Consider the following 25,795-nt stretch of genomic DNA (forward strand, 5'->3'; position numbering starts at 1 on the left):
GCATGGCTTCCGGAAACAGCGCCATCCGCGGATCGCGGGTCGGTGCAGGCCCCATGGGCGAACAGGACCGCGGCTTCCACGCCGACCGCGTCGCCGTGAGCTACTGGGACGCCCAGGGCAACGAGACCGTCCGCTACTTCGCGGCGAGCCTGCCCGAAGAGGAGATCCCCGAGACCATCGACAGCCCGTCCACCGGGCTGCCGGCAGGCCGTGACAAGGAGAACCCGCCTTCGGTCTCCAAGCTCGAGCCGTACAAGACGCACCTCGCCTACGTGAAGGAGCGTCGCAGCGACGAAGAAGCCGCCGCGCTCCTCGAAGAGGCATTGACGCAGCTCCGCGCGCGTCGCGGGCAGACGCCCAAGGCGTAGCCGACGCCGCGAGGGTTGCGATCGCGATCGCCGAGCAGACATGAAGAAGGGGCGAGCCGAACGGCTCGCCCCTTCTTCGTACGCTCTCGGCGTCAGTAGTCGCGCGCGATGAGGCCCTCGGGAACCTCGGCGGCGGCATCCGAGTCCACGAAGAACACGGTGCGGCGACGGCCCTTGATGCCCGCCACGGGCACCTCGTCGCGGCTGGCACCCGCGAGCGCCAAGCCGAGCGCCGAGGCCTTGTCGGCCCCGGACAGCACGAACCAGATGCGCTGCGACGCGTTGATCACCGGTCTCGTGAGACTGAGGCGCTCGGGCGGCGGCTTGGGGGAGTTGCGAACGGCGATGACCGATCGATCGGTGACCTGGATGCCCGACCGGTGCGGGAACAACGACGCGATGTGGCCGTCGGGCCCCACGCCGAGGAACGTGATGTCGAACGCCGGCGCCTCTGCTCCGTCGACGCCGTGCTCGGCGAGCTCGCCCGCGAACGAGACCGCCGCCTCGTCGAGCGTCAGGCCCGCGTCGGATGCCGGGAAGCGGTGCACGTTCTCTTCGGGCAGGTCGAGGTCGTCGAGCAGGGCCCGATCGGCGATCCAGTCGTTGCGTTCCTCACTCCCTGCGGGAACCCACCGCTCGTCGCCCCACCAGAAGTGCACGCGCGCCCAGTCGATGCTCGTGCGGGCGGGGGAGGAGGCGATCGATTCGAGCACCGCACCGGCCATCGACCCACCGGTCAGCACGACGTGCGCGATCGGCTGGTCGTCGAGGATGTCGAGCATCTTCGTGATGAACCGCGCCGCCACCGAACTGGCCAGCGAACCCTTGTCGGGGTGCACCAGGACTCGGCGTTCATTCGTCATGCGGTGGCTCCCTCGGCCGACGGTTCGCTGAGCAGCGCGAGGCCGCTCCTGATGACCTCACCGTACAGCTCATCGGGGTCGAGTCGGCGAAGCTCGTCGGCGAGGCAGTCGCGGAGCGTGCGACGCGGCAGCGCCACGTCGTGCAGCGGCTGGCCGGGCTGACGGAGCGTCGCCACGCCGGGCACGTCGCGGATGAGCTCGATGGCCCCGGTCTCGCGCTCGAGCGTGACGCCGTGGATGCCGTGCGACCCCTCCGAGACATCCGTCAGCACGTAGCTCGTCGGCGCGTCGAGCTGCAGGTGCAGCCAGGCGGCCAGGAGCGTCGTCGACGGAGAGTCGACCGCGCCCGTCACGTGCACCTTGGTCACCGGTGCGTGCGGCGGCTGGTCGAGCACCGCCGCGAGCTGCGCACGCCACAGCGTGAGACGCGTCCACGCGAAGTCGGCGTCGCCCGGCGTGTAGCTGTCGACGAGGGCGCGGAGCGCCGCCTGCGGGTCGGGCTGGCTCGAGGCATCCGTGATGCGACGCTGGGCGATGCGACCGAGCGGCGACGTGCCCGGCACCGCGGGGGCCGCACCCGGCCACCAGGTCACGACGGGGGCGTCGGGCAGCAGCAGCGCCATGACGAGGCTCTCCTCGTCGTGGGCGACGGGGCCGTGCGCGCGCAGCACGATGACCTCGCTCGCACCGGCATCGCCGCCGACTCGGATCTCCGCGTCGAGGCGCGGCTCGACGCCGTCGGCCTCATCGGGGTCGACCGAGACCACGATGACGCGCATCGGGTGCTCGCGCGAGGCGTCGTTCGCCGCCTCGATCGCCTCCTCTTCGACGCCGGGCGTCGTGGCGATGACGAGGGTCAGCACGCGTCCGAGCGCGACGACGCCGTTCTCCTCGCGGATCTTGACGAGCGACTTCGAGACCTTGCTGGTGGTGGTGTCGGGCAGGTCGACGATCACGGGCGCCTCCAGGTTCGTCCGTCGCGGGCGAGCAGGGCGTCGGCGGATGCCGGACCCCACGTGCCGGGGCGGTACTGCTCGGGTTGGCCCTGCGTGGACCAGAACTCCTCGATCGGGTCGAGGATCTTCCAGGAGAGCTCGACCTCCTCCTGACGGGGGAACAGCGGCGGGTCGCCGAGCAGCACGTCGAGGATGAGCCGCTCGTACGCCTCGGGGCTCGCCTCGGTGAAGGCGTGGCCGTAGCCGAAGTCCATGGTCACGTCGCGCACCTGCATGCCGGCGCCAGGGACCTTCGAGCCGAATCGGATCGTCACGCCCTCGTCGGGCTGAACGCGGATCACGAGGGCGTTCTCGCCGAGCTGCGAGGTCTGGCTGTCGGCGAACAGCTGCTGCGGCGCGCGCTTGAAGACGACCGCGATCTCGGTCACACGGCGCCCCAGGCGCTTGCCTGCGCGCAGGTAGAACGGCACGCCGGCCCAACGGCGGGTGCCGATGGTCAGCTTCATGGCCGCGTACGTCTCGGTGAGCGACTCGGGGTTCATGCCGTCTTCGTCGAGGAAGCCGATGACCTCCTCGCCGCCCTGCCAACCGCCCGCGTACTGGCCGCGGGCGGTGCCGGTCGCGAGATCCTCTGGCAGCCGTACTGCCGCGAGGATCTTCTCCTTCTCGGCGCGCAGGTCGGCGGCCTCGAAGGAGATCGGCTCCTCCATCGCGGTGAGCGCGAGGAGCTGCAACAGGTGGTTCTGGATGACGTCGCGCGCCGCGCCGATGCCGTCGTAGTACCCCGCACGACCACCGACGCCGATGTCCTCGGCCATGGTGATCTGCACGTGGTCGACGTAGTTCGCATTCCAGATGGGCTCGTAGAGCTGGTTCGCGAAGCGCAGGGCGAGGATGTTCTGAACGGTCTCCTTGCCCAGGTAGTGGTCGATGCGGAACACCGAGTCGGGCGGGAAGACCGAGGCCACGACGTCGTTCAGCTCGCGCGCCGTCTTCAGGTCGGAGCCGAACGGCTTCTCGATGACGACGCGGCGCCACTGGCCGTCCTTCTGCTCGGTGAGGCCGGAGCGCTTGAGCTGCTCCGTCACGAGCGGGAACGACTTCGGCGGGATCGAGAGGTAGAACGCGTGGTTGCCCATCGTTCCGCGCTCGGCGTCGAGGTCGGCGACGACGCCGCGGAGGCGGTCGAACGCGGCGTCGTCGTCGAAGTCGCCCTGGACGAAGCGGATGCCTCGGGCGAGCTGCTTCCAGACGTCTTCACGGAACTCGGTGCGGGCGTACTGCCGCACCGAGTCGTGCACGACCTTCTCGAAGTCCTGGTCCTGCCAGTCGCGGCGGGCGAAGCCCACGAGCGCGAATCCGGGAGGGAGCAGGCCTCGGTTGGCGAGGTCGTACACGGCCGGCATCAGCTTCTTGCGCGACAGGTCGCCCGTCACGCCGAAGATGATGAGGCTCGAAGGACCGGCGATGCGATTGAGCCGGTAGTCCTTCGGGGACCGCAGCGGGTTGTGCGCGGCGGAGATGGTTGCCGGAGGCATGTGGACCCTTCCTGGATCAGCCGATGGCGTCGAAGAGCGCCGCGACGTTCGTCGCAGGATCGGTGAGGGTGAGCGTGAGCACCGGGCGACCGTGGTCGGCCAGCACGCTCGAGTCACCCGACGCCTGTGCGGCGATGAGCTGGCCGAAGGTGAACGGGCGCTCGGGGATCGAGAGGTCCTCTGCGACCGCCTGGGTGACCTGGAGGAACACGCCGACGGCGGGGCCGCCCTTGTGGAACTGGCCGGTCGAGTGCAGGAAGCGGGGGCCCCATCCGAAGGTGACCGGACGGCCGGCGCGTGCGGCGAGGCGTGCCCGGAGCTCTTCGAGCTCGGGGTGCGCGACGCGGTCGACGTAGGCCTGCACCGAGAGGTAGCCGTTCTCGGGCAGCTCCTCGAGCAGCACCTCGATCGCGGACTCGAGGTCGCTCGACGCGCCGATGACCTCGGGCGTGCCGCGCACCTCGATGCCGGCGGCGACGAACGCCGCGGGCGTGGGCTCGGGGCGTGCGTCGAGCAGGCCGCGAGCGGCGATCTTCGCGGACTCGACGTCGGGCTGGTCGAAGGGGTTGATGCCGAGGAGGCGACCGGCGACGGCGGTGGCGTACTCCCAGACGAGGAGCTGCGCGCCGAGCGTGCCGGAGACGCGGATCTCGTCGGTGCCGTCGTCGACGAGCTGCTCGAGGCCGGCGTCGCCGACGACGCGCACGACCTGGAGGTCGGCGAGATCGCCGGAGAGCTCGGGAGCGCCCGTCTCGAGGACGACGGGCAGGATGCCGGTGCCCTCCTTGCCCGTCGACTCGGCGATCAGCTGCTCGGCCCAGTCGGCGAACCCGACGATGTGCGTGCCGTCGGCGACGATCGCGAGCTTGTCGCGGCGCGGCGTCGTGGCGGCGATGGCCGCACCGAGCACGAGTCCGGGGTTCTCGGGGGAGTCGACGGCGAGTGCGAGCTCGATGCTCTCGGCCTCGTCGAGGATCTCGGCGATGTCGACGCCCGCGAGTCCGGACGGCACGAGGCCGAACGCGGTGAGCGCGGAGTAGCGCCCGCCGACGTTCGGGTCGGCGTTGAACACGCGGTAGCCCGCGGCACGCGCCGACTCGTCGAGGGGCGAACCGGGGTCGGTCACGATCACGATGCGGCTGACGGGGTCGATGCCGGCCTCGGTGAAGGCCTGCTCGTACACGCGACGCTGGCTGTCGGTCTCGACGGTCGATCCGGACTTCGACGAGACGACGAGCGCCGACTCCGCGAGGCGGTCGGCGAGTGCCGCGCGAACCTGGCCGGGCTCGGTGGAGTCGAGCACGGTCAGCTCGACGCCGGCGGTGCGCGTGATGACCTCGGGCGCGAGCGAGGAGCCGCCCATGCCCGCGAGCACGATGTGACGGACGCCCTCGGCGTGGAGCTGCGCGCGCAGTGCCTCGATCTCGGGCACCAGCGGACGGGAGATGGCGACGGCCTCGGTCCACCCGAGACGCTTCGACGACTCCTCTTCGGCGGCGGGGCCCCAGAGCGAGCCGTCCTGGGCGGTGATGCCGCTCGCGAGCAGCTCGGTCACGAGGCCGGGGACGGTCGACCGGACGGCCTCGGCGGCGGCGCCGCTGACGGCGATGCGGAAGCTCATCGCGCCGACTCCAGCGCGCCCCGGACCGTGTCGAGCAGCTCGTGCCACGAGACGATGAACTTCTCGACGCCCTCGCGCTCGAGGAGTGCCGTCACGTCGTCGTAGGAGACGCCGACCGCGGCGAGGGCGTCGAGCACCTCGGCGGCGGATGCGTAGGCGCCGGTGATGCTGTCGCCCTCGATCACGCCGTGGTCGAAGGTGGCCTCGAGGGTCTTCTCGGGCATGGTGTTCACGACGCCCTGCGCGACGAGTCCGGTCACGTAGAGCGTGTCGGGCAGCGCCGGGTCCTTGACGCCCGTCGACGCCCACAGCGGGCGCTGGCGGTTCGCGCCGGCCTCGAGGAGCGCGGTGGCACGCTCGCCGCCGAACTCCTGCTCGAACAGCTCGTAGGCGAGCTGGGCGTTGGCCACGCCGGCCTTGGACTTGAGGGCGAGCGCCTCGTCGGTGCCGATCGCCTCGAGGCGCTTGTCGATCTCGGTGTCGACGCGCGACACGAAGAACGATGCCACCGAGTGGATGGTCGAGAGGTCGATGCCGGCCTCCTTCGCGATCTCGAGGCCCGCGAGGTAGGCCGCGATGACGGCGCGGTAGCGGTCGAGGCTGAAGATCAGCGTCACGTTCACGCTGATGCCCGCGCCGATCGCGGCCGTGATGGCGGCGAGGCCCTCGACGGTCGCCGGGATCTTGATCATGGCGTTGGGGCGGTCGACCTTGGCCCAGAGCGCCTTCGCCGAGGCGATGGTGCCGTCGGTGTCGTGCGCGAGGTCGGGGGCGACCTCGATCGACACACGGCCGTCATAGCCCTTGCTCGCGTCGTAGACCGGGCGGAAGATGTCGGATGCCGCCCGCACGTCGTCGGTCGTGATCTCGAACACGGCGGTGTCGACGTCGGCTCCGGCGGCGGCCAGGGCTGCGACCTGGTCCGCGTACGCGGCGCCGTTCGTGAGCGCCCCGGCGAAGATCGTCGGGTTCGTGGTGACGCCGACGACGTCGCGCTCGGCGATCAGCTTCTCGAGGCCTCCGGAGGCGATGCGCTCGCGCGACAGGTCGTCGAGCCAGATGCTGACGCCGGCTGCGGAGAGTTCGGCGGTGGGGGTGGTGGTGCTCATGGTTCTCGGATCTCCTTCGTGTTCGCGTCAGGCCGACGCGAGCGATTCCTTGGCGGCGGCGACGACGGCTTCGGTCGTGATGCCGAACTCCCGGAAGAGCGTCTTGTAGTCGGCGGATGCGCCGAAGTGCTCGATGGACACGCTGCGACCGCGGTCGCCGACGTAGCGGCCCCAGCTGAGCGCGATGCCGGCCTCGACCGAGACACGCGCGGTGACGGCGGCCGGAAGCACGGACTCGCGGTACGCGGCATCCTGCTCCTCGAACCACTCGAGGCTCGGCGCCGAGACGACGCGCGCCTGGATGCCGTCGGCGGCGAGCTGCTCGCGCGCCGCGACGGCGAGCTGCACCTCGGAGCCGGTCGCGATGAGGATCACGTCGGGCGTGCCCGAGGCGGCATCGGCGAGCACGTACGCGCCCTTCGCGACGCCGTCGGTGGAGGCGAGCGCGTCGCCGGATGCCTCGCCCTCGCCGCGTGCGAACACGGGGATGTTCTGGCGGGTCAGCGCGATGCCGACGGGGGCGTCGCGGCGCGTGAGGATCTCGAGCCAGGCGGCGGCCGTCTCGTTCGCGTCGGCCGGGCGCACGACCGTGAACCCGGGGATCGCGCGGAGCGTCGCGAGCTGCTCGATCGGCTGGTGCGTCGGGCCGTCTTCGCCGAGCGCGACCGAGTCGTGGGTCCAGACGAAGATCGAGGGCACCTTCATGAGCGCCGCGAGGCGCACTGCGGGGCGCATGTAGTCGCTGAAGATCAGGAACGTGCCGCCGAACGGACGCGTCTTGCCGTGCAGGACGATGCCGTTGACGATGGCGCCCATGGCGTGCTCGCGGATGCCGAAGTGCAGCACGCGGCCGTACGGGTTGCCCGAGAACTCGTGCGTCGACCACTCGGCCGGGATGAACGAGGCGGCGCCGTTGATCGTCGTGAGGTTCGACTCGGCGAGGTCGGCGGAGCCGCCCCAGAACTCGGGGAGCTGCGCGGCCAGGGCGTTGATGACCTTGCCGCTCGCGGCACGGGTGGACACCTCGGTGCCGCCCTCGAACGCGGGCAGCGCGTCGGCGATGCCCTCTGGCAGTTCGCCGGCCTCGAGCCGGTCGAGGAGCTGCTTGCGCTCGGGGTTCGCGGCGGCCCATGCGTCGAACGACACCTGCCACTCGGCCTTGGCCGCGGCGCCGCGCTCGTGCGCACCGCGGGTGTGCTCGATGACGTCTTCGGCGACGACGAAGGTCGCCTCGGGGTCGAAGCCGAGCACCTCCTTCGTCGCGGCGAGCTCGGAGGCGCCGAGCGCCGAGCCGTGGATCTTGCCCGAGTTCTGCTTGCCGGGCGACGGCCAGCCGATGATCGTCTTCAGGATGATGATCGACGGCTTCGAGGTCTCGCCCTTCGCGGCCTCGATCGCGGCGTGCAGCTCGGCGACGTCTTCGACGTACTGGCCGGTCTTCTTCCAGTCGACGGTCTGCACGTGCCATCCGTAGGCCGCGTAGCGCTCGGCCACATTCTCGGTGAAGGCGATGTTCGTGTCGTCCTCGATCGAGATCTGGTTGGAGTCGTAGATCACGACGAGGTTGCCGAGCTGCTGGTGCCCGGCGAGCGAGGACGCCTCGCTCGTGATGCCCTCCTGCAGGTCGCCGTCGCCAGCGATCACGTACACGTGGTGGTCGAACGGGCTCGTGCCCGCCGCGGCATCCGGGTCGAACAGGCCGCGCTCGAAGCGTGAGGCGTAGGCGAAGCCGACGGCAGAGGCGAGACCCTGCCCGAGCGGGCCCGTGGTGATCTCGACGCCGTCGGTGTGGCCGTACTCGGGGTGTCCGGGGGTCTTCGAGCCCCAGGTGCGCAGCGACTTGAGGTCGTCGAGCTCGAGGCCGTCGCCGGCCAGGTAGAGCTGCACGTACTGGGTGAGCGAGCTGTGGCCCGCCGAGAGGATGAAGCGGTCGCGGCCGAGCCACTGGTGGTCGGCGGGGTCGCGGCGCATGACCTTCTGGAACAGCAGGTACGCGGCCGGAGCGAGGCTCATGGCCGTGCCGGGGTGGCCGTTGCCGACCTTCTCGACGGCGTCGGCCGCCAGGATCCGTGCGGTGTCGACAGCGCGATCGTCGATGGTCTCCCAGTTCAGGTGAGTCACGAGTGGAGTGTTCCTTCCGATGGTGAGCGGCCCCGAGTTTCTCGGTCAGCCAGGGAAATCGCTGCGGCGACGTTGCCAGCCCGCGCGCACGAGCACACTCTCGGAGTGTGTGGGTCGTGAACAACGCGGGGAGGCCCGCATGCTCAAAGTATATGGAAAGGCTCAGTTTCGCGGACGTGACAGTGGGTTCACGGACCCGAGATCATCGTGTGAGGTCGCCTCATCCGGGGAAACCGCCGGGGCGCGGTCGCGGATACCGATGACGCCGGATGACATAGAATGCCGTGTGGGCCGCGTCGTGTTCGTCGCGCCCGCGCGGAAGAGGAGCGATGCAGGCAGCAGTTGAGACGCGGCAAGCGACGACCGAGTCGACCCTGAAGCGCAAGCTCTCGGCGTACCTGGCACTCACGAAGCCGCGCGTGATCGAGCTGCTGCTCGTGGTCACCGCGCCGACGATGATCCTGGCCCAGAACGGCCTGCCGAGCCTCTGGCTCATGGTCGCGACCCTGATCGGCGGCGCGATGAGCGCCGGATCGGCCGGCGCGTTCAACTGCTACATCGACCGCGACATCGACCGCGTCATGAAGCGCACCCAGGGTCGCCCGCTCGTCACGGGCGAGCTGTCCGACCGCGAGGCGCTCGTCTTCGCCTACGGACTGGGCATCGCGTCGATCGTGTGGCTCGGCATCTTCACGAACTGGGTCGCCGCGGCGCTCTCGCTCGCCGCGATCCTGCTGTACGTCGTCTTCTACAGCCTGATCCTCAAGCGCCGCACGGCGCAGAACATCGTGTGGGGCGGCATCGCCGGCTGCATGCCGGTGCTCATCGGCTGGGCCGCGGTCACGGGCGACCTGAGCTGGCCGCCGTTCATCCTGTTCCTCATCATCTTCCTCTGGACGCCGCCGCACTACTGGCCGCTCTCGATGAAGTACAAGGACGACTACGCGGCCGCCGGCGTGCCGATGCTCGCGGTCGTGCGCGGTCGCGCCCAGGTCGGCCTGCAGGTCATCCTCTACGCCTGGGCGACCGTGGCGTGCTCGCTGCTGCTCATCCCCGTGGCCGGCATGGGCCTGCTCTACTCGAGCGTCGCGCTCGTCACGGGCGTGTGGTTCATCTACGAGACGCACCGCCTGTACAACCTCGCGATCCGCCACGTGCAGGTCTCGCCGATGCGCGTCTTCCATGGCTCGATCGCCTACCTGACGCTGGTGTTCCTCGCCGTCGGCATCGATCCGCTGCTGCCGTTCTGATCCGGCCCGGTCTGATCTGATCTGGTCGACCTCCATCTCGACCTCGATCTTCGAGCGGATGTCGCGTCGACCTGATCTCGCCGATCGGATGCCGCGTCAGGCGTCGTCGTCGACGATGACCACGTCGTCGTCATGGGCCGCGTAGAACGCCGACTGCCGTCGGAGGATCTCGTCCATGCCCGCGGTGCGGTCGACGCCGTAGACCGTGCCAGGGAAGTCGAGGGGCCGCTGCACGGCCCAGATCTCGTCGTGGCGTTCGGGGGCGAACAGCTGCGCGGGCGTGCCGACCGCGATCCAGCCGATGGGCACCACCGCGCCCGGCTCGAGCGTCGTGTTCACCTGGACGACGCCGTTCACGCGCACCTCGGCGCCGGCGCCGACGACCGCACCGGGGAACACGGCCGCACCGGTCGCGATGAAGGCGCCGTCGCCGATCTCGGCCCCGTTGACGTGGGCGTGCGGACCGATCATGACGTGCGAGCCGATGATCGCGGGGTGTCCGGCCCGCCCGCGAACCACCGCGTGCTCGAGCACGACGCTCTCGGCACCGACGCGCACCCGGCCGTCCTCGGCGGTGAGCACGGCGCCGTGCATGATGCGCGCACCCGCGTCGACGACGACGTCGCCAGAGATGATCGCCCCCGGCGCCACCGTGGCCGCGGGTGAGATGAACGGGTCGCGGCCGCGATGACGGACGAGCATCAGCGCGCGGCCGCCTCGACGGGCGCGACGGCCGCCGCGGCATCCGTCGCACTCGGGCGCTTGAGGTGCAGGATCACGACGGTCATGGCCGCCGCGGTCAGGGCGGCGAGCACCATGTGGATGCCGACGGCGAGCGGCGGCAGGCCGTTGCGCGCCTGGTACAGGCCGACGGCGATCTGCACGAGCTCGACGCCGAGCAGCACGAGCGACCAGCGGAGCGTGGGCAGTTTCAGCGACCAGGCGCCGATCACGAGCGCGAGCGTGAGCGCGAACACCGCGTAGCCCGGCCAGGCGTGGATGTGCTCGAGGACCTCGGCATCGAAGCCGTTGCGGCCTGCGGCGGCATCTCCGGAGTGTGGGCCCGCGCCGGTGGTCAGGATGCCGAACACGATCGAGATCGCGAGGACCGCGCTCGTGGCATGGGTGAGGCCGGCGTACCACGCGGGGACCGCCCGCTCGCGGGGCCCGGGCTCGCCGTTCATGCGCACGAGGAACGCCGCCATGACGCAGACGAGCAGCAGCGACGAGACGTAGTGGAACCCGACGATGAACGGGTTGAGGCCGGTCCAGACGGTGATGCCGCCGACGAGCGCCTGGGCGACGATGCCGACGCCAACGATGAAGGACAGCGTGAACAGGTCGCGTCGTTCGGCGCGGATGCGCCACACGAGGATGAAGAGGATCAGCGCGACGATGCCGACGACGCCCGTCATGAGGCGGTTGCCGAACTCGATCAGCGAGTGGTAGCTCAGCTCTTCGGTCGGCACGAGCGACCCGGGCGTGCACGTCGGCCAGGTGGGGCATCCGAGGCCGGAACCCGTGAGCCGCACCGCACCGCCCGTCGCGATGATCGTGGTCTGCGCGATGAACGAGAGCCACGCGAAGAAGCGGATGCGGCGGTCGACGTGCTGGGGGAGCCACGCGGTGAAGCGGTTCACGCTGGGAGTCCTGCTCCGGGCCGGCCTGTGACGCCACTGGGAGTACGGACCAGTGCGCGGCGCGACCCTATAGACTTGGGTGGTTGGGGAATGCCGCGAGGCGCGCGAGAGAACGCGCGATGCGGTACCCGACCATCTTAGGTTTGCATTGACGCCACCCGCACATCATCACCATCTCCACGAGCGCCTCGACTCACGAGAGGCGATGGGCCGGCCTGATAGCCGGTTGCACGGGAGGAGAAGAGGGAGAGCATGACGGACGTACTGATCGATCGCCCGGAACTGGAAGGACTCGGCACGTACGAGTTCGGCTGGGCCGACTCCGACGCCGCGGGGGCTTCCGCCCGACGCGGCATCTCGCCGGAGGTCGTCGCCGACATCTCCGCGTTGAAGGCGGAGCCCGAATGGATGCTGCAGCGACGCCAGCGCGCCCTGCAGCTCTTCGAGCGCAAGCCGATGCCCACGTGGGGCGCCGATCTCTCCGAGATCGACTTCGACAACATCAAGTACTTCGTGCGCTCGACCGAGAAGCAGGCCCAGACCTGGGAAGACCTGCCCGACGACATCAAGAACACCTACGAGAAGCTCGGCATCCCCGAGGCCGAGCGCCAGCGCCTCGTCGCCGGCGTCGCCGCGCAGTACGAGTCCGAGGTGGTCTACCACCAGATCAACGAGGAGCTCGAGCGCCAGGGTGTCATCTTCATGGACACCGACACCGCGCTGAAGGAGCACCCCGAGTTCTTCGAGGAGTACTTCGGCACCGTGATCCCGGCCGGCGACAACAAGTTCGCTGCGCTGAACACGGCCGTGTGGTCGGGCGGCTCGTTCGTCTACGTGCCGCCGGGCGTCCACGTCGAGATCCCGCTGCAGGCCTACTTCCGCATCAACACCGAGAACATGGGCCAGTTCGAGCGCACGCTGATCATCGCCGACGAGGGCAGCTACGTGCACTACATCGAGGGCTGCACGGCGCCGATCTACAAGTCCGACTCGCTGCACTCGGCCGTCGTGGAGATCATCGTCAAGAAGAACGCCCGCGTTCGCTACACGACGATCCAGAACTGGTCGAACAACGTCTACAACCTCGTCACCAAGCGGGCCACCGCCGCCGAGGGCGCCACCATGGAGTGGGTCGACGGCAACATCGGCTCCAAGGTCACCATGAAGTACCCGTCGATCTTCCTCATGGGCGAGCACGCCAAGGGCGAGACGCTCTCGGTCGCGTTCGCGGGCCCCGGCCAGCACCAGGACGCCGGCGCGAAGATGATCCACATGGCGCCGTACACGCAGTCGTCGATCGTCTCGAAGTCGATCGCGCGCGGCGGAGGCCGAGCCGGCTACCGCGGCGAGGTCCGCATCGACGCGAACGCGCACCACTCGGCGAACAGCGTCGTGTGCGACGCGCTCCTGGTCGACACGATCTCGCGGTCCGACACGTATCCGGCCATCGACATCCGCGTCGACGACGTGAAGCTCGGGCACGAGGCGACCGTCTCGAAGGTCAGCGAGGAGCAGCTCTTCTACCTGATGAGCCGTGGCATCGACGAGACCGAGGCCATGTCGATGATCGTGCGCGGCTTCATCGAGCCGATCGCCCGCGAGCTCCCCATGGAATACGCGATGGAACTCAACAAGCTCATCGAGATGGGCATGGAAGGATCGGTGGGCTAGCAGTGACCGCCCAGATGACCAGCACAGCCATGCCCACGGCAGGGCAGCACGGCCTCGTCGCCCACTCCGACGGCGCGTTCGTGCCCGTGCAGACGCGCTCCGAGCGGTTCCGCTCGGTGAACGTCGACGACTTCGCGCCCGTGAACGGCCGGGAGCACGAGTGGAAGCTCTCCCCGGTCGCCGCCTTCGCCGACCTCACCAGCGGTGAGCTCGACGGATCGCCCCTGCCGATCGAGACGACGGATGTCGCGGGCGTCGCCGTCTCGTCCATCCCGCGCGACGATGCACGCATCGGCGCGGCGGGCACGCCCGAGGATCGCGCGAGCGCGAACGCCTGGACGAACTTCGGCGAGGCGCTCCTCGTCTCGGTCACCGGCGAAGACGAGAAGGTCGCCTTCGTGACCCGCACCGGACTCGGCGATACGCCGCGCGCCGCGCACACCGTCATCGAGGCCGCACCGAACAGCCGCGGCTTCATCGTGCTCGCCGGCACGGGCGATGCTCGTCTGAGCGAGAACGTCGAGATCATCGTCGGCGACGGAGCCTCCCTCACCGTCGTCTCGCTGCAGGAGTGGAGCGACGAGGCCGTTCACCTCTCGAGCCAGTTCGCCCGCCTCGGCCGCGACTCGTTCCTGAAGCACATCGTCGTCTCCCTCGGCGGCAAGGTCGTGCGGGTGAACCCGTCGACCCACCTCGCCGAGCAGGGCGCCGACATCGAGTCGCTCGGCCTGTACTTCGCCGACGCCGGCCAGCACCTCGAGCAGCAGGTCTTCGTGCACCACGATGCGCCGCACACGAAGAGCCGCGTGACCTACAAGGGCGCGCTGCAGGGCGCCGGCGCACGCACCGTCTGGATCGGCGACGTGCTCATCGGCAACGCCGCGGTCGGCACCGACAGCTACGAGCAGAATCGCAACCTGGTGCTCACCGAGGGCACCCGCGCCGATTCCGTGCCGAACCTCGAGATCGAGACCGGCGACATCGAGGGCGCGGGGCACGCGAGTGCCACCGGCCGCTTCGACGACGAGCAGCTCTTCTACCTCATGGCGCGCGGCATCCGCGAAGACGAGGCGCGTCGCCTCGTCGTGCGCGGGTTCCTGACCGACATCGTGCAGAAGATCGGCTCCGCCGACCTCGAAGCCCGCCTCACGGCGGCGATCGAGGCCGAACTGGAAGGTCGCTGACGTGGCATCCGTTCGTGTCTGCTCGATCGCCGACCTCGTCGAGAACGAGGCCTCGCGCTTCGTGCTCGAAGGCCTGCCGATCGCGGTCGTCAAGGACTCCGCGGGTGACGTGTTCGCCATCGGCGACGTGTGCACCCACGGCGACATCTCCCTCTCCGAGGGCTTCGTCGAGGACGACACCTTGGAGTGCTGGGCCCACGGTTCGAAGTTCTCGCTGAAGACCGGCAAGCCGCTCACGCTGCCCGCCTACGAACCCGTGCCCGTCTACCAGGTGCAGATCACCGACGGCGACGTGCACATCGACCCCGCGGTCACCCTGGCCGTCTGAATCAGTTTCCGGCCCGCGCGGCCGACAATCGAAAGAGAACCCCCATCACCATGTCCGTGCTCGAGATCAAGAACCTGCACGTCAACGTCGAGACCGATCAGGGAACCCGCGAGATCCTCCGCGGCGTCGACCTGGTCATCAACGAGGGCGAGATCCACGCCATCATGGGCCCGAACGGCTCCGGCAAGTCGACGCTCGCCTACACGATCGCCGGCCACCCGAAGTACTCCGTCGTCGAGGGCGAGATCCTCCTCGACGGCGAGAACGTGCTCGAGATGTCCGTCGACGAGCGTGCGCGCGTGGGCATCTTCCTGGCCATGCAGTATCCCGTCGAGATTCCCGGCGTCACCGTCACCAACTTCCTCCGTACCGCAAAGACCGCGATCGACGGCGAGGCACCCTCGGTGCGCACGTGGGTCAAGGACGTGCGCGAGTCGATGAAGAACCTCAAGATGGACTCGGCCTTCGCCGAGCGCAACGTCAACGAGGGCTTCTCGGGCGGCGAGAAGAAGCGCAACGAGATCCTCCAGCTCGAGCTGCTCAAGCCGAAGTTCGCGGTGCTCGACGAGACCGACTCCGGCCTCGACGTCGATGCACTGAAGATCGTGTCCGAGGGCGTCAATCGTGCCAAGGCGAACACGGGCCTCGGTGTGCTGCTCATCACGCACTACACGCGCATCCTCCGGTACATCAAGCCCGACTTCGTGCACGTGTTCGTCGCCGGCCGCATCGCCGAGCAGGGCGGACCCGAGCTCGCCGACCGACTCGAAGCAGAGGGCTACGACCGCTACCAGGTCGCCGAGTCGGCAGCCGAGTAGGCACGAGTAGAATCCGATCATGGCCACCTCACTCGCACCTGAGCGCTACGACGAGGTCGAAGAGGCGTTGAAGGACGTCGTCGACCCCGAGTTGGGCGTCAACGTCGTCGATCTCGGCCTCATCTACGACCTCGGATGGGACGACGAGAACAACGCGCTCATCATCCACATGACGCTCACGAGCGCCGGCTGCCCGCTCACCGACGTGCTCGAGGAGCAGACCGCAGAGGCGCTCGACGGGGTCGTCGAGGCATTCCGCATCAACTGGGTGTGGATGCCGCCGTGGGGCCCCGAGCGCATCACCGACGACGGGCGCGACATGATGCGCGCCCTCGGGTTCGCGATCTGAGCGCTCCACCACGAACGAGGGATGCCCCGTGCAGCACGTCTGCACGGGGCATCCGCCGTTTCCGGCCTTCGCGAAGCGCTCGTCTCGGCCGACGCGCTCGTGTCGGCCTCGATGGACGAGTCGGCCGAGGCTCGGTCAGCCGAGGCCACGGCGTGCGAGGAGCGGCTCGATCGACGCCTCGCGGCCGAGCAGCGCCCGGATCGAATCGCGCGGGTCCCGCGAACCGCCGGGGCCCAGGATCTCGCGACGGAAGCGGTCGCCGTTCGCGCGAGTGGCGCCGCCGTTGGCTTCGAACCACGCCATGATGTCGGCGCCGGGCACCTCGCTCCAGATGTACGAGTAGTAGCCCGCGTCGTACCCGCCGGCGAAGACGTGGGCGAAGTAGGTGCTCGCGTAGCGGGGCGGCACGAGCGGATGCGAGAGCCCGACGACCTCGAGCGCCTCATGCTCGAATGCCGCGACGGCGTCGAGGTCGGACGGGTCGGCACTCGATCCCGCTGGGACGCGGTGCCAGGCCTGGTCGAGCGCGGCGGCGGCGAGGTACTCGGCGGTCGAGAAGCCCGACTCGATGCCGGCGGTCTCGCGAAGGCGATCCTGGAAGTGCTGCGGCATCCGTTCGCCCGTCCCGTGGTGCACGGCGAAGCTCGCCATGACCTCGGGGCGCAGCAGCCAGAGCTCGTTCACCTGGCTCGGCAGCTCGACGAAGTCGCGGAACACGCGGGTGCCCGCCTGCGAGGGAAACCGGACGCGGGCGAGCAGGCCGTGCAGCGCGTGACCGAACTCGTGGAAGAGCGTGCCGGCTTCGTCGAAGGTGAGCAGCGTCGGCTCGCCCGGTGCGGGCTTCGGGATGTTCAGGTTGTTGACGACGACCGGCAGTCGGCCCGTCAGGCCGGACTGTTCGAGGAGCGAACTCATCCACGCTCCGCCCCGCTTGGAGTCGCGTGTGTACGCATCGAGGAGGTACAGGCCGACGGGTTCGCCGTCGTGCTCGAACACCTCGTAGACGCGGGTGTCGGGGTGGTACCCGATGAGGTCGGGCCGCGCATGGAACCTGAGTCCGTACAGCAGGGTCGCCGCGTGGAAGACGCCGTCGACGAGCACACGCTCGAACTCGAGGTATTGCCGCACCTCCGCGGGGTCGAGGGCGTCGGGTTCCGCGGCGCTGCGGTCGGCGAGGAACGCCCAGTCGGATGCCGCGATCTCGCGCGATCCGGTCGACGCCGCCGCAGCGGCGAGCTGTTCGCGTTCCCGCTCGACGTTGCGCATCGCCGGCGCCGTGAGCTCGGCGAGCAGGTCGGCGACCGCTTCGGGGGAGCCGGCCGTCTGTCCGGCCGTGACGGCCGCGGCGTGCGACGCGAACCCGAGCAGCGCTGCGCGTTCGGCGCGTAGCCCGACGATCTCGAGCAGGGTCGATCGGGTGTCGTGCTCGCCCCCGCGGCATCCCCGAGCGCGCGAGGCGGCGAGCAGCGCTTCGCGGGTCGCGGGGTTCGACAACGTCGCGAGCGCCGGCTGCCCGGTCGGCAGTACGAGCGTCAGCAGCCATCCGTCGAGGCCTCGGGATGCCGCGGCCTCTCGAGCGGCCGATGCACCACCCTCATCGAGTCCGGCGATGTCCTCGCGGTCGGCGAGGTGCAGGGCGAGGTCGTTCGTGTCGGCGAGCAGGTGCTGTTGGAACGAGGTCGTGAGCACCGACAGCCGTTGGTTGAGCTCGCCCAGACGGACCCGACCGGGTTCGTCGAGTGCGGCGCCGGCGAGCACCGCGTCGTGGTGCGCCCGCTCGACGAGGTACTGCTCATCGGACGCGAGGTCGAGTTCGTCGAGCCGATCGTAGAGCGATCGCACCCGGGCGAAGAGGCGCTGGTCGAGCAGGATCGCGTCGCGGTGGGCTGCGAGCAGCGGGGCGAAGCGCGCGTCGATCGCCTCGATCTCGGCGTCGGTGTCAGCGGAACTCGCGTTCTCGAACACCGCGAGCACGTGGTCGAGTGCGAGGCCGGATCGTTCGAGCGCCAGCATCGTGTTGGCGAACGTCGGCTCGTCGAGGTCGCCCGCGATCGCCTCGACCGCGGCACGCTGCTCGGCCATCGTCGCCTCGAGCGCCTCGGGGTAGTGATCGTGGCGGATGAGGGCGAACAAGGGCAGGCCGTAGGGGAGCGGGCTCGGCTCGAGGAGCGGGTTCGTCACGACATCCATCCGCCGACCCTATCGGCCTAGAGTCGAAGGATGACCGCCACCACACCGCACCACGCGGGCCACAGAGACGTCTACACGCACGGCCATCACGAGAGCGTCCTGCGCTCGCACACCTGGCGCACGGTCGAGAACTCCGCGGCGTACCTCGTGCCGCACCTGCGAGAGGGGCTCGATATCCTCGACCTCGGCAGCGGGCCGGGCACGATCACCGTCGATCTCGCCCGCCGGGTGAGCCCCGGTCGCGTGATCGGCGTCGACGCCTCCAGCGAGATCGTCGCCCAGGCGAATGGACTCGCGGCGAGCTCGGCCGTCGGCAATGTCGAGTTCCGCGTCGGTGACGCGTATGCGCTCGACTTCGACGACGACACGTTCGACGTCGTGCACGCCCATCAGACCCTGCAGCACCTGCAGCACCCCGTCGACGCGCTGCGCGAACTGCGTCGGGTACTGCGGCCGGGCGGCGTGCTCGCGGTGCGCGACGTCGACTACGGTGGCGTGCTCACCGCGCCCGCCAGCGATGCGCTCACGAGATGGTTGGAGCTCTACCATGCGGTGCACGCATGGAACGGGGGCGAACCCGACGCCGGGCGGCGTCTCAAGGCATGGGTGCGCGACGCCGGATTCACCGACGTGACCGCGTCGGGCTCCGTCTGGGTGTTCGCCTCGGATGCCGAACGCGAATGGTGGGGGCAGTCATGGGCGTCGCGGGCGACCGAGTCGCAGTTCGCGGTGCACGCGATCGAGTCCGGTCACTCGAACGCGGCGGAGCTGCGGCGCATCGCCGACGGCTGGCTCGCGTGGGCGGCCGATGCCGACGGGTGGATGCTCATGCCGCACGCGGAGATCATCGCGCGCGGCTGAATGCACGCGCGAGCGGGCCGAGCGCGTCGCCGGGCCGAGCGTTCCTCTGCTCGAGCTCGGCGGCGCGCGCCGTCACCACTCGTCTTCGACGTCGCTCTCGGCCGTCGGCTCGATCACGCCGGCGAGCGTGACCCTGGTGCCGTCGTCGAGCTCGGCGATCGGCCGACCCTCGAGCCAGGTGAGGGTCCAGTGGCCCGCTGCGTTCGCTCGCAGGGTCTCGACTGCGACGATCTGTTCGCGCAGTTCGGCCGGCACCGAGGCCGGAGGCTGCGCGCCGAGCGCCCAACGCGTGCCGAGCTGCATCAGGCGGACATCTCGTAGGTGACCCAGGTGGTGCGGGTCGCGAGCTCGTCGTAGACGCGCTGCGCGACGGCGTTGTCGGCCGCGGTGATCCACGAGACCCCGCCCGCGCCGACCTCGGCCGCGCGCGCGTGCACGAACTCGATGAGCGCACGGCCGAGGCCGGCACCGCGGGCCTCCTCGTCGACGTAGAGATCGTCGAGGTGCATGGCCTTGGTCGCCGCGAGGCTGTCGGGCACGACCCTGAAGTGCGCGAGCCCGACCGGCTTGCCCTCGTCGTCGACCGCGAGCGCGGCCTGCAACGGGTCGTGCTCGTCGCTGATCCAGTTCCAGACGATGAGCGCCTTGGCGTCGTCGAGCTCGGTCTCGTAGAACCGGCAGTACGCCTCGAACAGCGGCAGCCAGCCGAAGAAGTCGTCTTCGGCTGCGAGTCGGATCTCGTGTGTCATGTGGCCCCCTATGCCTCCGGCGTTTCGAGTTCGATGTCCCGGACCTCGAACTCGTCGGCTTCGACGAACTCGAGTTCTGCGATGCGCCCCACCGCACGCAGGTCCGATGCGACGGCCGTGAGCAGTGCCACGGTCGCTGCGGGTGCGGCGATCACCGCACGGGTCACGGGTGTCTTCTGCGATGCCTTCGCAGAGGTCTTCGCACGACGGATGCCGGTGAGCGCGAGGCTCGAGATGACGAGCAGCTCGGTGCCGGCCTCGCCGCGTGCAGCGAGCTCGTCGACCGTCGGCCAGGCTGCGTGGTGCACCGAGCCGGAGTTGGACCAGCTCCAGACCTCTTCGGTCGCGAACGGGATCACCGGCGCGAACAGCCGGAGCAGCACCGCGAGTGCGGTCTTGAGGGCCGCGACGGCCGAGGCCTGCTCGGCGCTCGGCTCACCGTAGGCGCGCTCCTTGACGAGCTCGAGGTAGTCGTCGCAGAACGTCCAGAAGAACGTCTCGGACAGTTCGAGGGCTCGGGCGTGGTCGTAGGCCTCGAGCGACTTCGTCGCCTTCGCCACGACCTCGGCGAGCTCGGCGAGCATGCTGCGGTCGACGGGCTCGGTGACCGCGGCATCAGCGGCGCCCTCGAAGCCGAGGATGAACTTCGCCGCGTTCAGCACCTTGATGGCGAGGCGGCGGCCGATCTTGACCTGCGTCGGGTTCTGCGGGTCGAACGACGCGTCGGTGCCGAGGCGCGACGAGGCGGCCCAGTACCGCACGGCGTCGGAGCCGTGCTGCTCGAGCAGGCCGGCAGGGGTCACGACGTTGCCCTTGGACTTCGACATCTTCTTGCGGTCGGGATCGACGATGAAGCCGGAGATCGCCGCATTCGTCCAGGGCGCCGTGCCGTGCTCGAGTTCGGCCCGCAGCGTGGAGCTGAACAACCAGGTGCGGATGATGTCCTGGCCCTGCGGGCGGAGCGAGTACGGGTAGACGAGGTCGAAGAGCTCGGGGTCGCGCTCCCAGCCGCCCGCGAGCTGCGGAGTGAGCGACGAGGTCGCCCACGTGTCCATGACGTCGTGCTCGCCGATGAATCCGCCGGGCACGCCGCGCTGGGCCTCGTCGAAGCCGGGGGCGGGCGCCGACGACGGGTCGACGGGGAGGATGTCGCGCGTGGCGACGATGGGCTCGTCGAACTTCGGGTCGCCGGCCTCGTCGAGGGGGTACCAGACGGGGATCGGCACGCCGAAGAAGCGCTGGCGGGACACGAGCCAGTCGCCCGAGAGCCCGCCGACCCAGTTCTCGTAGCGCACGCGCATGAAGTCGGGGTGCCAGTCGATGCCGCGGCCGTGCTCGAGCAGGCGCTCCTTGAGTCCGGCGTCGCGGGCGCCGTTGCTGATGTACCACTGGCGCGTCGAGACGATCTCGAGCGGGCGGTCGCCCTTCTCGAAGAACTTCACCGGGTGGGTGATCGCCTTCGGCTCGCCCAGCAGGTCGCCGGAGGCGCGCAGCAGGTCGACGACGGCCGCCTTGGCCGAGAAGGCCGTCTTGCCGGCGATCTCGGCGAACGCAGCACGGCCGGCCTCGCTCGTGATGGCCTCGGGCGCGTCGGCGATGATGCGGCCGTCGAAGCCGACGATCGCGCGGTTCGGCAGGTCGAGCTCGCGCCACCAGACGACGTCGGTGACGTCGCCGAAGGTGCAGATCATGGCGATGCCCGTGCCCTTGTCCTTCTGGGCGAGGTGGTGCGCGAGCACGGGCACCTCGACGCCGAAGACGGGGCTCGTGACCGTGGTGCCGAACAGCGGCTGGTAGCGCTCGTCGTCGGGGTGCGCGACCAATGCGACGCAGGCGGCGATGAGCTCGGGGCGGCTCGTCTCGATCTCGATCGTGCCGCCATCGGGGCGGTGGAACGAGACGCGGTGGTAGTGGCCGGGCTGCTCGCGGTCCTCGAGCTCGGCCTGGGCGACGGCCGTGCGGAACGTGACGTCCCACAGGGTGGGCGCGAGCGCCTGGTAGGCCTCGCCTCGCTCGACGTTGCGCACGAAGGCGAGCTGCGAGGTGAAGATCGCCTCGTCGGCGATGGTGCGGTAGCTCTGCTTCCAGTCGACCGAGAGGCCGAGCGTGCGCCAGAGCGCCTCGAACTGCTTCTCGTCTTCGACGGTGAGGCGCTCGCACAGCTCGATGAAGTTGCGACGGCTGATGGGCTTCTGATCTGCCGCCTTGGTCGACTTGCCGTCGCCGCCCTCGAAGGGCGGCACGAAGTCGGCCTCGTAGGGCAGCGTCGGGTCGCAGCGCACGCCGTAGTAGTTCTGCACGCGGCGCTCGGTGGGCAGGCCGTTGTCGTCCCAGCCCATCGGGTAGAACACCTTGCGGCCGCGCATGCGCTGGAAGCGCGCCATGACGTCGGTGTGCGTGTACGAGAACACGTGGCCGATGTGCAGCGAGCCGGAGGCCGTCGGCGGGGGCGTGTCGATCGAGTAGATCGTCTCGCGGGTCGCCTCTGCGCGGGGGAAGTCGTAGACCCCGTCGCGCTCCCACGCATCCGCCCAGTTCGTCTCGAGCCCTTCGAGGGCGGGCTTGTCGGGAATGCGCGACGTGTCGGTCATGATGCTCCGGTTCGATATCGGCGGCACCGAGTCAATGGTGAGGTGCCTGAATGTGCGACTCTCAAGCCTAGCGGAACGCGGCCGGGCCGCCGCGTCGCACGATGCGGGGCGAATCCCTGATGAGCGCCGCGGTGATCTCGTGCTCGGGCGCGGAGAACACCCGTTCGGCGTCGCCGTGCTCGACGATGCGCCCGTTGCGCATGACCGCGACCGTGTCGCTCATGTGGCGGATCACGCCGAGATCGTGCGAGATGAAGAGCATCGCGAGGCCGTGCTCGCGCTGGAGCTCGTCGAAGAGATCGAGCACGCGCGCCTGCACGGTCGCATCGAGCGCCGAGACGGGCTCGTCGCAGACGAGCACGTCGGGGGATCCGGCGAGGGCGCGGGCGATCGCCACGCGCTGGCGTTGGCCGCCCGAGAGGGCGAGCGGATGCCGCGTCGCGACGTCCGCCGGAACGTGCACCTGGTCGAGCAGGGCTGCGACCGCGGCATCCGACGCCTCCTGCCGGCCGGCGGCGAGGGCGTCTCGGAGGATGCGCCCCACGCTCCAGCGGGGATCGAACGAGCCGAACGCGTCCTGGTAGACGGCGCCGATGCGTGCGCGGCGCGACTCGCGCTCGCGCTCGGGGAGCGGCGACCACGGCTGCCCGGCGAGGAGGACCTCTCCCGCATCGGGAGCGGTGAGTCCGAGCGCGAGGCGGGCGAGGGTGGTCTTGCCCGACCCCGACTCGCCGACGAGGCCGAGCGTGCGGCCCCGCTCCACGCGGAACGAGACATCCTGCACCGCCTGGGTGATGCCCGCACCGGCTCGGAACGACTTCGAGAGGCCGAGGCCCTCGAGCGCCGCCACCGGCGTCGGCAGAGTGGCTGACGCGGATACGGTCGCCGCCGTGGGCGTGGAGACGGTCGCGTGCGCATCGGCCGAGGCGGGACCGCGTTCCGGCGCGATCGTCGGCGGCTCGACCGACGAGTCTCGGGCGACGAGCCGCACCCCTCTCGGCACCTCGGTCGGCACGGCCTCGATGAGGGCGCGGGTGATCGGATGCTGCGGCGAACCGAGGATCTCGGCCGTCGGCCCGTGCTCGACGACCGCGCCGCCGTCGAGCACGACCACCGTGTCGGCGATGCGGGAGACGACGGCCAGGTCGTGGCTGATGAGCAGGATGCCCGTGCCGCGGGCGCGAGCCGCGTCGAGCAGGTCGAGCACGCGGGCCTGCACGCCGACGTCGAGCGCGGTCGTCGGCTCGTCGGCGATGAGCAGCGGCGGGTCGAGCGCGAGAGCGGAGGCGATCAGCGCCCGCTGGCGCATGCCGCCGGAGAGCTCGCCCGAGCGCCGGTCGACGGTGAGCGTCGGATGCGGCATGCCGACGAGTTCGAGCAGCTCGATCGCCCTGGCCCGGGCGGCCGCGTGCGACATCCGCCGATGGATGCGGAGCGGGTCGCCGATCTCGCGGCCGATGGTGCGGAGCGGATCGAGGGAGACGAGGGCGTCCTGCAGCACGAGCCCGGCACCGACCCCTCGCGTGCGGCGCCACTCCCGCTCGCTCGCGCCGCGGCGATCGGCTCCGGCGACGACGAGACGGTCGGCCCTGACGAGCGCACCGGAACCGGCCAGCCCCAGCAGCGCCCTCGCCGTGACGCTCTTGCCCGATCCGGACTCGCCGACGATGGCGACGCAGGTTCCGGCCTCGACGGCGAGGTCGACGCCGCGAACGACCTCGCGGGCATCGCGGCCTGCGCCGAACGCCACCGAGAGGTTGCGCACCTCGAGCACGGAGGCGGTCATCGGCGGGCTCCGTCCCTGGCCGCGAGGGCGCGGCCGAGCACGGTCGTCGTGATCGTCGTGAGCACGATCATCAGGCCGGGGAACACCGTGAGCCACCAGGCGGTCGTGATGTAGGTGCGTCCGGCGGCCAGCATGGCGCCCCATTCGGGCGCGGGCGGCTGGGCCCCGAGGCCCAGGTAGCTGAGTGCCGAGGCCCAGACGACCGCCTGTCCGATGCCGAGCGTGGCGAGCACGACGATGGGCGCGAGCGCGTTCGGCAGGATGTGCTGGGCCAGGATGCGCGACCGGCCGTGCCCGAGCACGCGCGCCGCCTCGACGTAGCCCGACGACCGCACGGTCACGAGTTCGCCGCGGATGATGCGCGCGTACCCGGGTGCCGTCGAGAGTCCGACGGCGATGGTCGCGGTGACCGGCCCCGGACCCCACAGCACGATGATGAGCAGGGCCAGCAGGATGCCGGGAAAGGCGAACAGCACCTCGTTCACGCGGCCCACGACGAAGTCGAGCACCCTCCCGCCGAGGCCGGCGAGGGCGCCGAGCAGCAGGCCGAGCGCCAGTCCGATGGCAGTGGCGCTGACGCCGATGAGCAGTGACGTCGCCGTGCCCTCGATCACGCGGCTGTAGACGTCGCGGCCCGACTCGTCGGTGCCGAACCAGTGCGCGGCCGACGGGGGTTCGAACGCGTCGCGCGGTGCGATCGCGAGCGGGTCGGCGGTCTGCAGGAGCCAGGGCGCGACGGTGGCGACCGCGAGGAACGCGACGAAGGCGAGGGCGGCGATCGTGCCGACGCGCGGCGGCCGGGGGAGGGCACGGCCCTGAACGGCGCGGTTGGAGAGTTCGAGGTCGCTCATGCGCCACGCTCCTCGAGGGCGATGCGCGGGTCGACGGCCCGCGAGACGAGATCGGTCAGCACGGTCATGGCGACGTAGACGAGTGCGACCACGAGCACGACGCCGATGACCACGGGCACGTCGCGCAGTTCGGTCGCGCGCAGCAGGGTGCGGCCGAGACCGGGCCTGGCGAAGATCGTCTCGACGACCACCGCCCCCGAGATGAGGTAGCCGATCGCCCAGCCCGAGAGGTTGACGGCGGGCAGGGCGGCGTGACGGAGGGCGTGGCGCAGGCGGATGCCGGCCGTGGTCTCCCCGCGCGCGAGCGCCGAGGTCGTGAACGGCTGCTCGAGCGCCTCGAGCATCTGCTCGCGCATGAGCTGGGCGAGGAACCCGGCGAGCGGTACCGCGAGGGTGAGCACCGGGAGCACGAGACCGGAGGCGGAGTCGTTCGCGACCGGCGGCAGCCAGCCGAGCGATGTCGAGAACACGGCGATGAGCACGGTCGCGAGCCAGAAGTGGGGGAGTGCGGCCGCGGTCAACTCGATGCCGGCGGCGATCGCCCGCCCGATGCGCCCGGCCGAGGTCGACCACAGGGCGAGGCCGATCGCGAGCACCCACGCGACGACGAGCGCCAGCAGCGCGAGGGTCAGCGTGCCGAGCAACTGGCCGGCGATGAGGTCGGCGACCGGCGTCTTCAGCGCGTACGAGTCGCCGAGGTCGCCCGAGGCGAGTCGGGTGAGCATCGCGAGGTACTGCGCCGCGAGCGGCTGATCGAGCCCGTAGTCGGCGCGCACGCGGTCGAGCGCCTCTTGGGAGGCCTGCGATCCGGGGCCGCCGAGGATCGCCTGGGCCGGGTCGCCCGGCACGAGGTGCACCGCGAAGAAGGTGAGGGTCGCGACCGCCCAGAGCACGAACACCGCTCCGGCGAGTCGCAGTGCGACCCGCCGGAGCGTTCGGGTTCGTGGCATC

General features: G+C 70.2%; 23 protein-coding genes. 8 read left to right on the forward strand and 15 right to left on the reverse strand.

What is annotated here, in order from left to right; translation table 11 throughout:
* Window positions 1-2: 2 nt before the first annotated feature.
* Complete coding sequence (locus ASE68_RS09265; RefSeq protein ID WP_055857659.1) at window positions 3-368, forward strand: RNA polymerase-binding protein RbpA; 366 nt, start codon at window positions 3-5, stop codon at window positions 366-368.
* A 92-nt stretch (window positions 369-460) separates the two neighbouring features.
* Here ASE68_RS09265 and pgl read toward each other — a convergent pair whose 3' ends face one another.
* Genes pgl through tkt form a run of 6 tightly spaced genes read right to left on the reverse strand, consistent with a single transcriptional unit; the run spans window position 461 to window position 8,576 of the window.
* Window positions 461-1,231 carry a 6-phosphogluconolactonase gene (pgl, locus tag ASE68_RS09270; protein ID WP_055857660.1) on the reverse strand — a complete coding sequence of 257 codons (771 nt, stop codon included), beginning with the start codon at window positions 1,229-1,231 and terminating at the stop codon, window positions 461-463.
* Window positions 1,228-2,187, reverse strand: a complete 960-nt coding sequence (locus tag ASE68_RS09275; protein WP_055857662.1) for a glucose-6-phosphate dehydrogenase assembly protein OpcA — start codon at window positions 2,185-2,187, stop codon at window positions 1,228-1,230. The genes pgl and ASE68_RS09275 overlap by 4 nt, the downstream gene beginning before the upstream one ends.
* Window positions 2,184-3,725, reverse strand: coding sequence for a glucose-6-phosphate dehydrogenase (gene zwf / locus ASE68_RS09280; RefSeq protein WP_055857665.1), 1,542 nt, complete (start codon window positions 3,723-3,725; stop codon window positions 2,184-2,186). The genes ASE68_RS09275 and zwf overlap by 4 nt, the downstream gene beginning before the upstream one ends.
* A 16-nt stretch (window positions 3,726-3,741) precedes the next feature.
* On the reverse strand, window positions 3,742-5,346 hold the full coding sequence (locus tag ASE68_RS09285; protein WP_055857666.1) for a glucose-6-phosphate isomerase: 1,605 nt from the start codon (window positions 5,344-5,346) through the stop codon (window positions 3,742-3,744).
* Entirely contained in the window at window positions 5,343-6,455 is a 1,113-nt protein-coding gene (tal, locus tag ASE68_RS09290; RefSeq protein WP_055857668.1) for a transaldolase, read from the reverse strand. The genes ASE68_RS09285 and tal overlap by 4 nt, the downstream gene beginning before the upstream one ends.
* A gap of 27 nt (window positions 6,456-6,482) precedes the next feature.
* Entirely contained in the window at window positions 6,483-8,576 is a 2,094-nt protein-coding gene (gene tkt, locus ASE68_RS09295) for a transketolase (RefSeq protein WP_055857670.1), read from the reverse strand.
* Window positions 8,577-8,905: 329 nt separating this feature from the next.
* Between tkt and ASE68_RS09300 the strand changes: the two genes are divergently transcribed.
* Window positions 8,906-9,826, forward strand: coding sequence for a heme o synthase (locus tag ASE68_RS09300; protein ID WP_055857672.1), 921 nt, complete (start codon window positions 8,906-8,908; stop codon window positions 9,824-9,826).
* Between the two features lie 96 nt (window positions 9,827-9,922).
* Here ASE68_RS09300 and ASE68_RS09305 read toward each other — a convergent pair whose 3' ends face one another.
* Window positions 9,923-10,528 carry a gamma carbonic anhydrase family protein gene (locus tag ASE68_RS09305; RefSeq protein WP_055857674.1) on the reverse strand — a complete coding sequence of 202 codons (606 nt, stop codon included), beginning with the start codon at window positions 10,526-10,528 and terminating at the stop codon, window positions 9,923-9,925.
* Window positions 10,528-11,466, reverse strand: a complete 939-nt coding sequence (locus ASE68_RS09310; RefSeq protein WP_055857676.1) for a heme A synthase — start codon at window positions 11,464-11,466, stop codon at window positions 10,528-10,530. The genes ASE68_RS09305 and ASE68_RS09310 overlap by 1 nt, the downstream gene beginning before the upstream one ends.
* Window positions 11,467-11,718: 252 nt before the next feature.
* On the opposite strand from ASE68_RS09310, the gene sufB reads away from it, so the two are divergent.
* The 5 genes from sufB to ASE68_RS09335 are packed head-to-tail and all read left to right on the forward strand — an operon-like array spanning window position 11,719 to window position 15,816.
* Window positions 11,719-13,137 carry a Fe-S cluster assembly protein SufB gene (gene sufB, locus ASE68_RS09315; protein ID WP_055857678.1) on the forward strand — a complete coding sequence of 473 codons (1,419 nt, stop codon included), beginning with the start codon at window positions 11,719-11,721 and terminating at the stop codon, window positions 13,135-13,137.
* A 14-nt stretch (window positions 13,138-13,151) separates the two neighbouring features.
* Window positions 13,152-14,321: a Fe-S cluster assembly protein SufD gene (gene sufD, locus ASE68_RS09320; RefSeq protein ID WP_235480810.1), complete on the forward strand. Its 1,170-nt coding sequence runs from the start codon at window positions 13,152-13,154 to the stop codon at window positions 14,319-14,321.
* A gap of 1 nt (window position 14,322) precedes the next feature.
* A complete protein-coding gene (locus tag ASE68_RS09325) occupies window positions 14,323-14,649 on the forward strand; it encodes a non-heme iron oxygenase ferredoxin subunit (protein ID WP_055857679.1) in 327 nt (108 codons plus the stop codon).
* Between the two features lie 50 nt (window positions 14,650-14,699).
* The gene (sufC, locus tag ASE68_RS09330) at window positions 14,700-15,467 is read left to right on the forward strand and encodes a Fe-S cluster assembly ATPase SufC (protein ID WP_055857681.1); all 768 of its coding nucleotides are present in this window, start codon (window positions 14,700-14,702) and stop codon (window positions 15,465-15,467) included.
* A gap of 19 nt (window positions 15,468-15,486) precedes the next feature.
* Window positions 15,487-15,816: a metal-sulfur cluster assembly factor gene (locus ASE68_RS09335; RefSeq protein WP_055857683.1), complete on the forward strand. Its 330-nt coding sequence runs from the start codon at window positions 15,487-15,489 to the stop codon at window positions 15,814-15,816.
* A 135-nt stretch (window positions 15,817-15,951) separates the two neighbouring features.
* Here the strand turns inward: ASE68_RS09335 and ASE68_RS09340 are convergent, their stop codons facing one another.
* Window positions 15,952-18,006: a M3 family metallopeptidase gene (locus ASE68_RS09340; RefSeq protein ID WP_055857686.1), complete on the reverse strand. Its 2,055-nt coding sequence runs from the start codon at window positions 18,004-18,006 to the stop codon at window positions 15,952-15,954.
* 30 nt (window positions 18,007-18,036) lie between these two features.
* On the opposite strand from ASE68_RS09340, the gene ASE68_RS09345 reads away from it, so the two are divergent.
* Complete coding sequence (locus tag ASE68_RS09345) at window positions 18,037-18,867, forward strand: methyltransferase domain-containing protein (RefSeq protein ID WP_055857687.1); 831 nt, start codon at window positions 18,037-18,039, stop codon at window positions 18,865-18,867.
* A 72-nt stretch (window positions 18,868-18,939) separates the two neighbouring features.
* Here the strand turns inward: ASE68_RS09345 and ASE68_RS09350 are convergent, their stop codons facing one another.
* The 6 genes from ASE68_RS09350 to ASE68_RS09375 all read right to left on the reverse strand — a co-directional run bounded on the left by ASE68_RS09350 (window position 18,940) and on the right by ASE68_RS09375 (window position 25,794).
* Window positions 18,940-19,170: a hypothetical protein gene (locus ASE68_RS09350; protein WP_055857688.1), complete on the reverse strand. Its 231-nt coding sequence runs from the start codon at window positions 19,168-19,170 to the stop codon at window positions 18,940-18,942.
* Window positions 19,170-19,616 carry a GNAT family N-acetyltransferase gene (locus tag ASE68_RS09355; protein ID WP_055857689.1) on the reverse strand — a complete coding sequence of 149 codons (447 nt, stop codon included), beginning with the start codon at window positions 19,614-19,616 and terminating at the stop codon, window positions 19,170-19,172. Before ASE68_RS09355 ends, ASE68_RS09350 begins: the two co-directional genes overlap by 1 nt.
* 8 nt (window positions 19,617-19,624) lie before the next feature.
* A complete protein-coding gene (valS, locus tag ASE68_RS09360; RefSeq protein ID WP_055857690.1) occupies window positions 19,625-22,207 on the reverse strand; it encodes a valine--tRNA ligase in 2,583 nt (860 codons plus the stop codon).
* Between the two features lie 67 nt (window positions 22,208-22,274).
* Window positions 22,275-23,993: an ABC transporter ATP-binding protein gene (locus ASE68_RS09365; protein ID WP_055857691.1), complete on the reverse strand. Its 1,719-nt coding sequence runs from the start codon at window positions 23,991-23,993 to the stop codon at window positions 22,275-22,277.
* Entirely contained in the window at window positions 23,990-24,844 is an 855-nt protein-coding gene (locus tag ASE68_RS09370; RefSeq protein WP_055857693.1) for an ABC transporter permease, read from the reverse strand. Before ASE68_RS09370 ends, ASE68_RS09365 begins: the two co-directional genes overlap by 4 nt.
* Window positions 24,841-25,794: an ABC transporter permease gene (locus ASE68_RS09375; protein WP_055857695.1), complete on the reverse strand. Its 954-nt coding sequence runs from the start codon at window positions 25,792-25,794 to the stop codon at window positions 24,841-24,843. Before ASE68_RS09375 ends, ASE68_RS09370 begins: the two co-directional genes overlap by 4 nt.
* Window position 25,795: the final 1 nt, after the last annotated feature.

The organism is Agromyces sp. Leaf222, from assembly GCF_001421565.1.
GTDB lineage: Bacteria > Actinomycetota > Actinomycetes > Actinomycetales > Microbacteriaceae > Agromyces.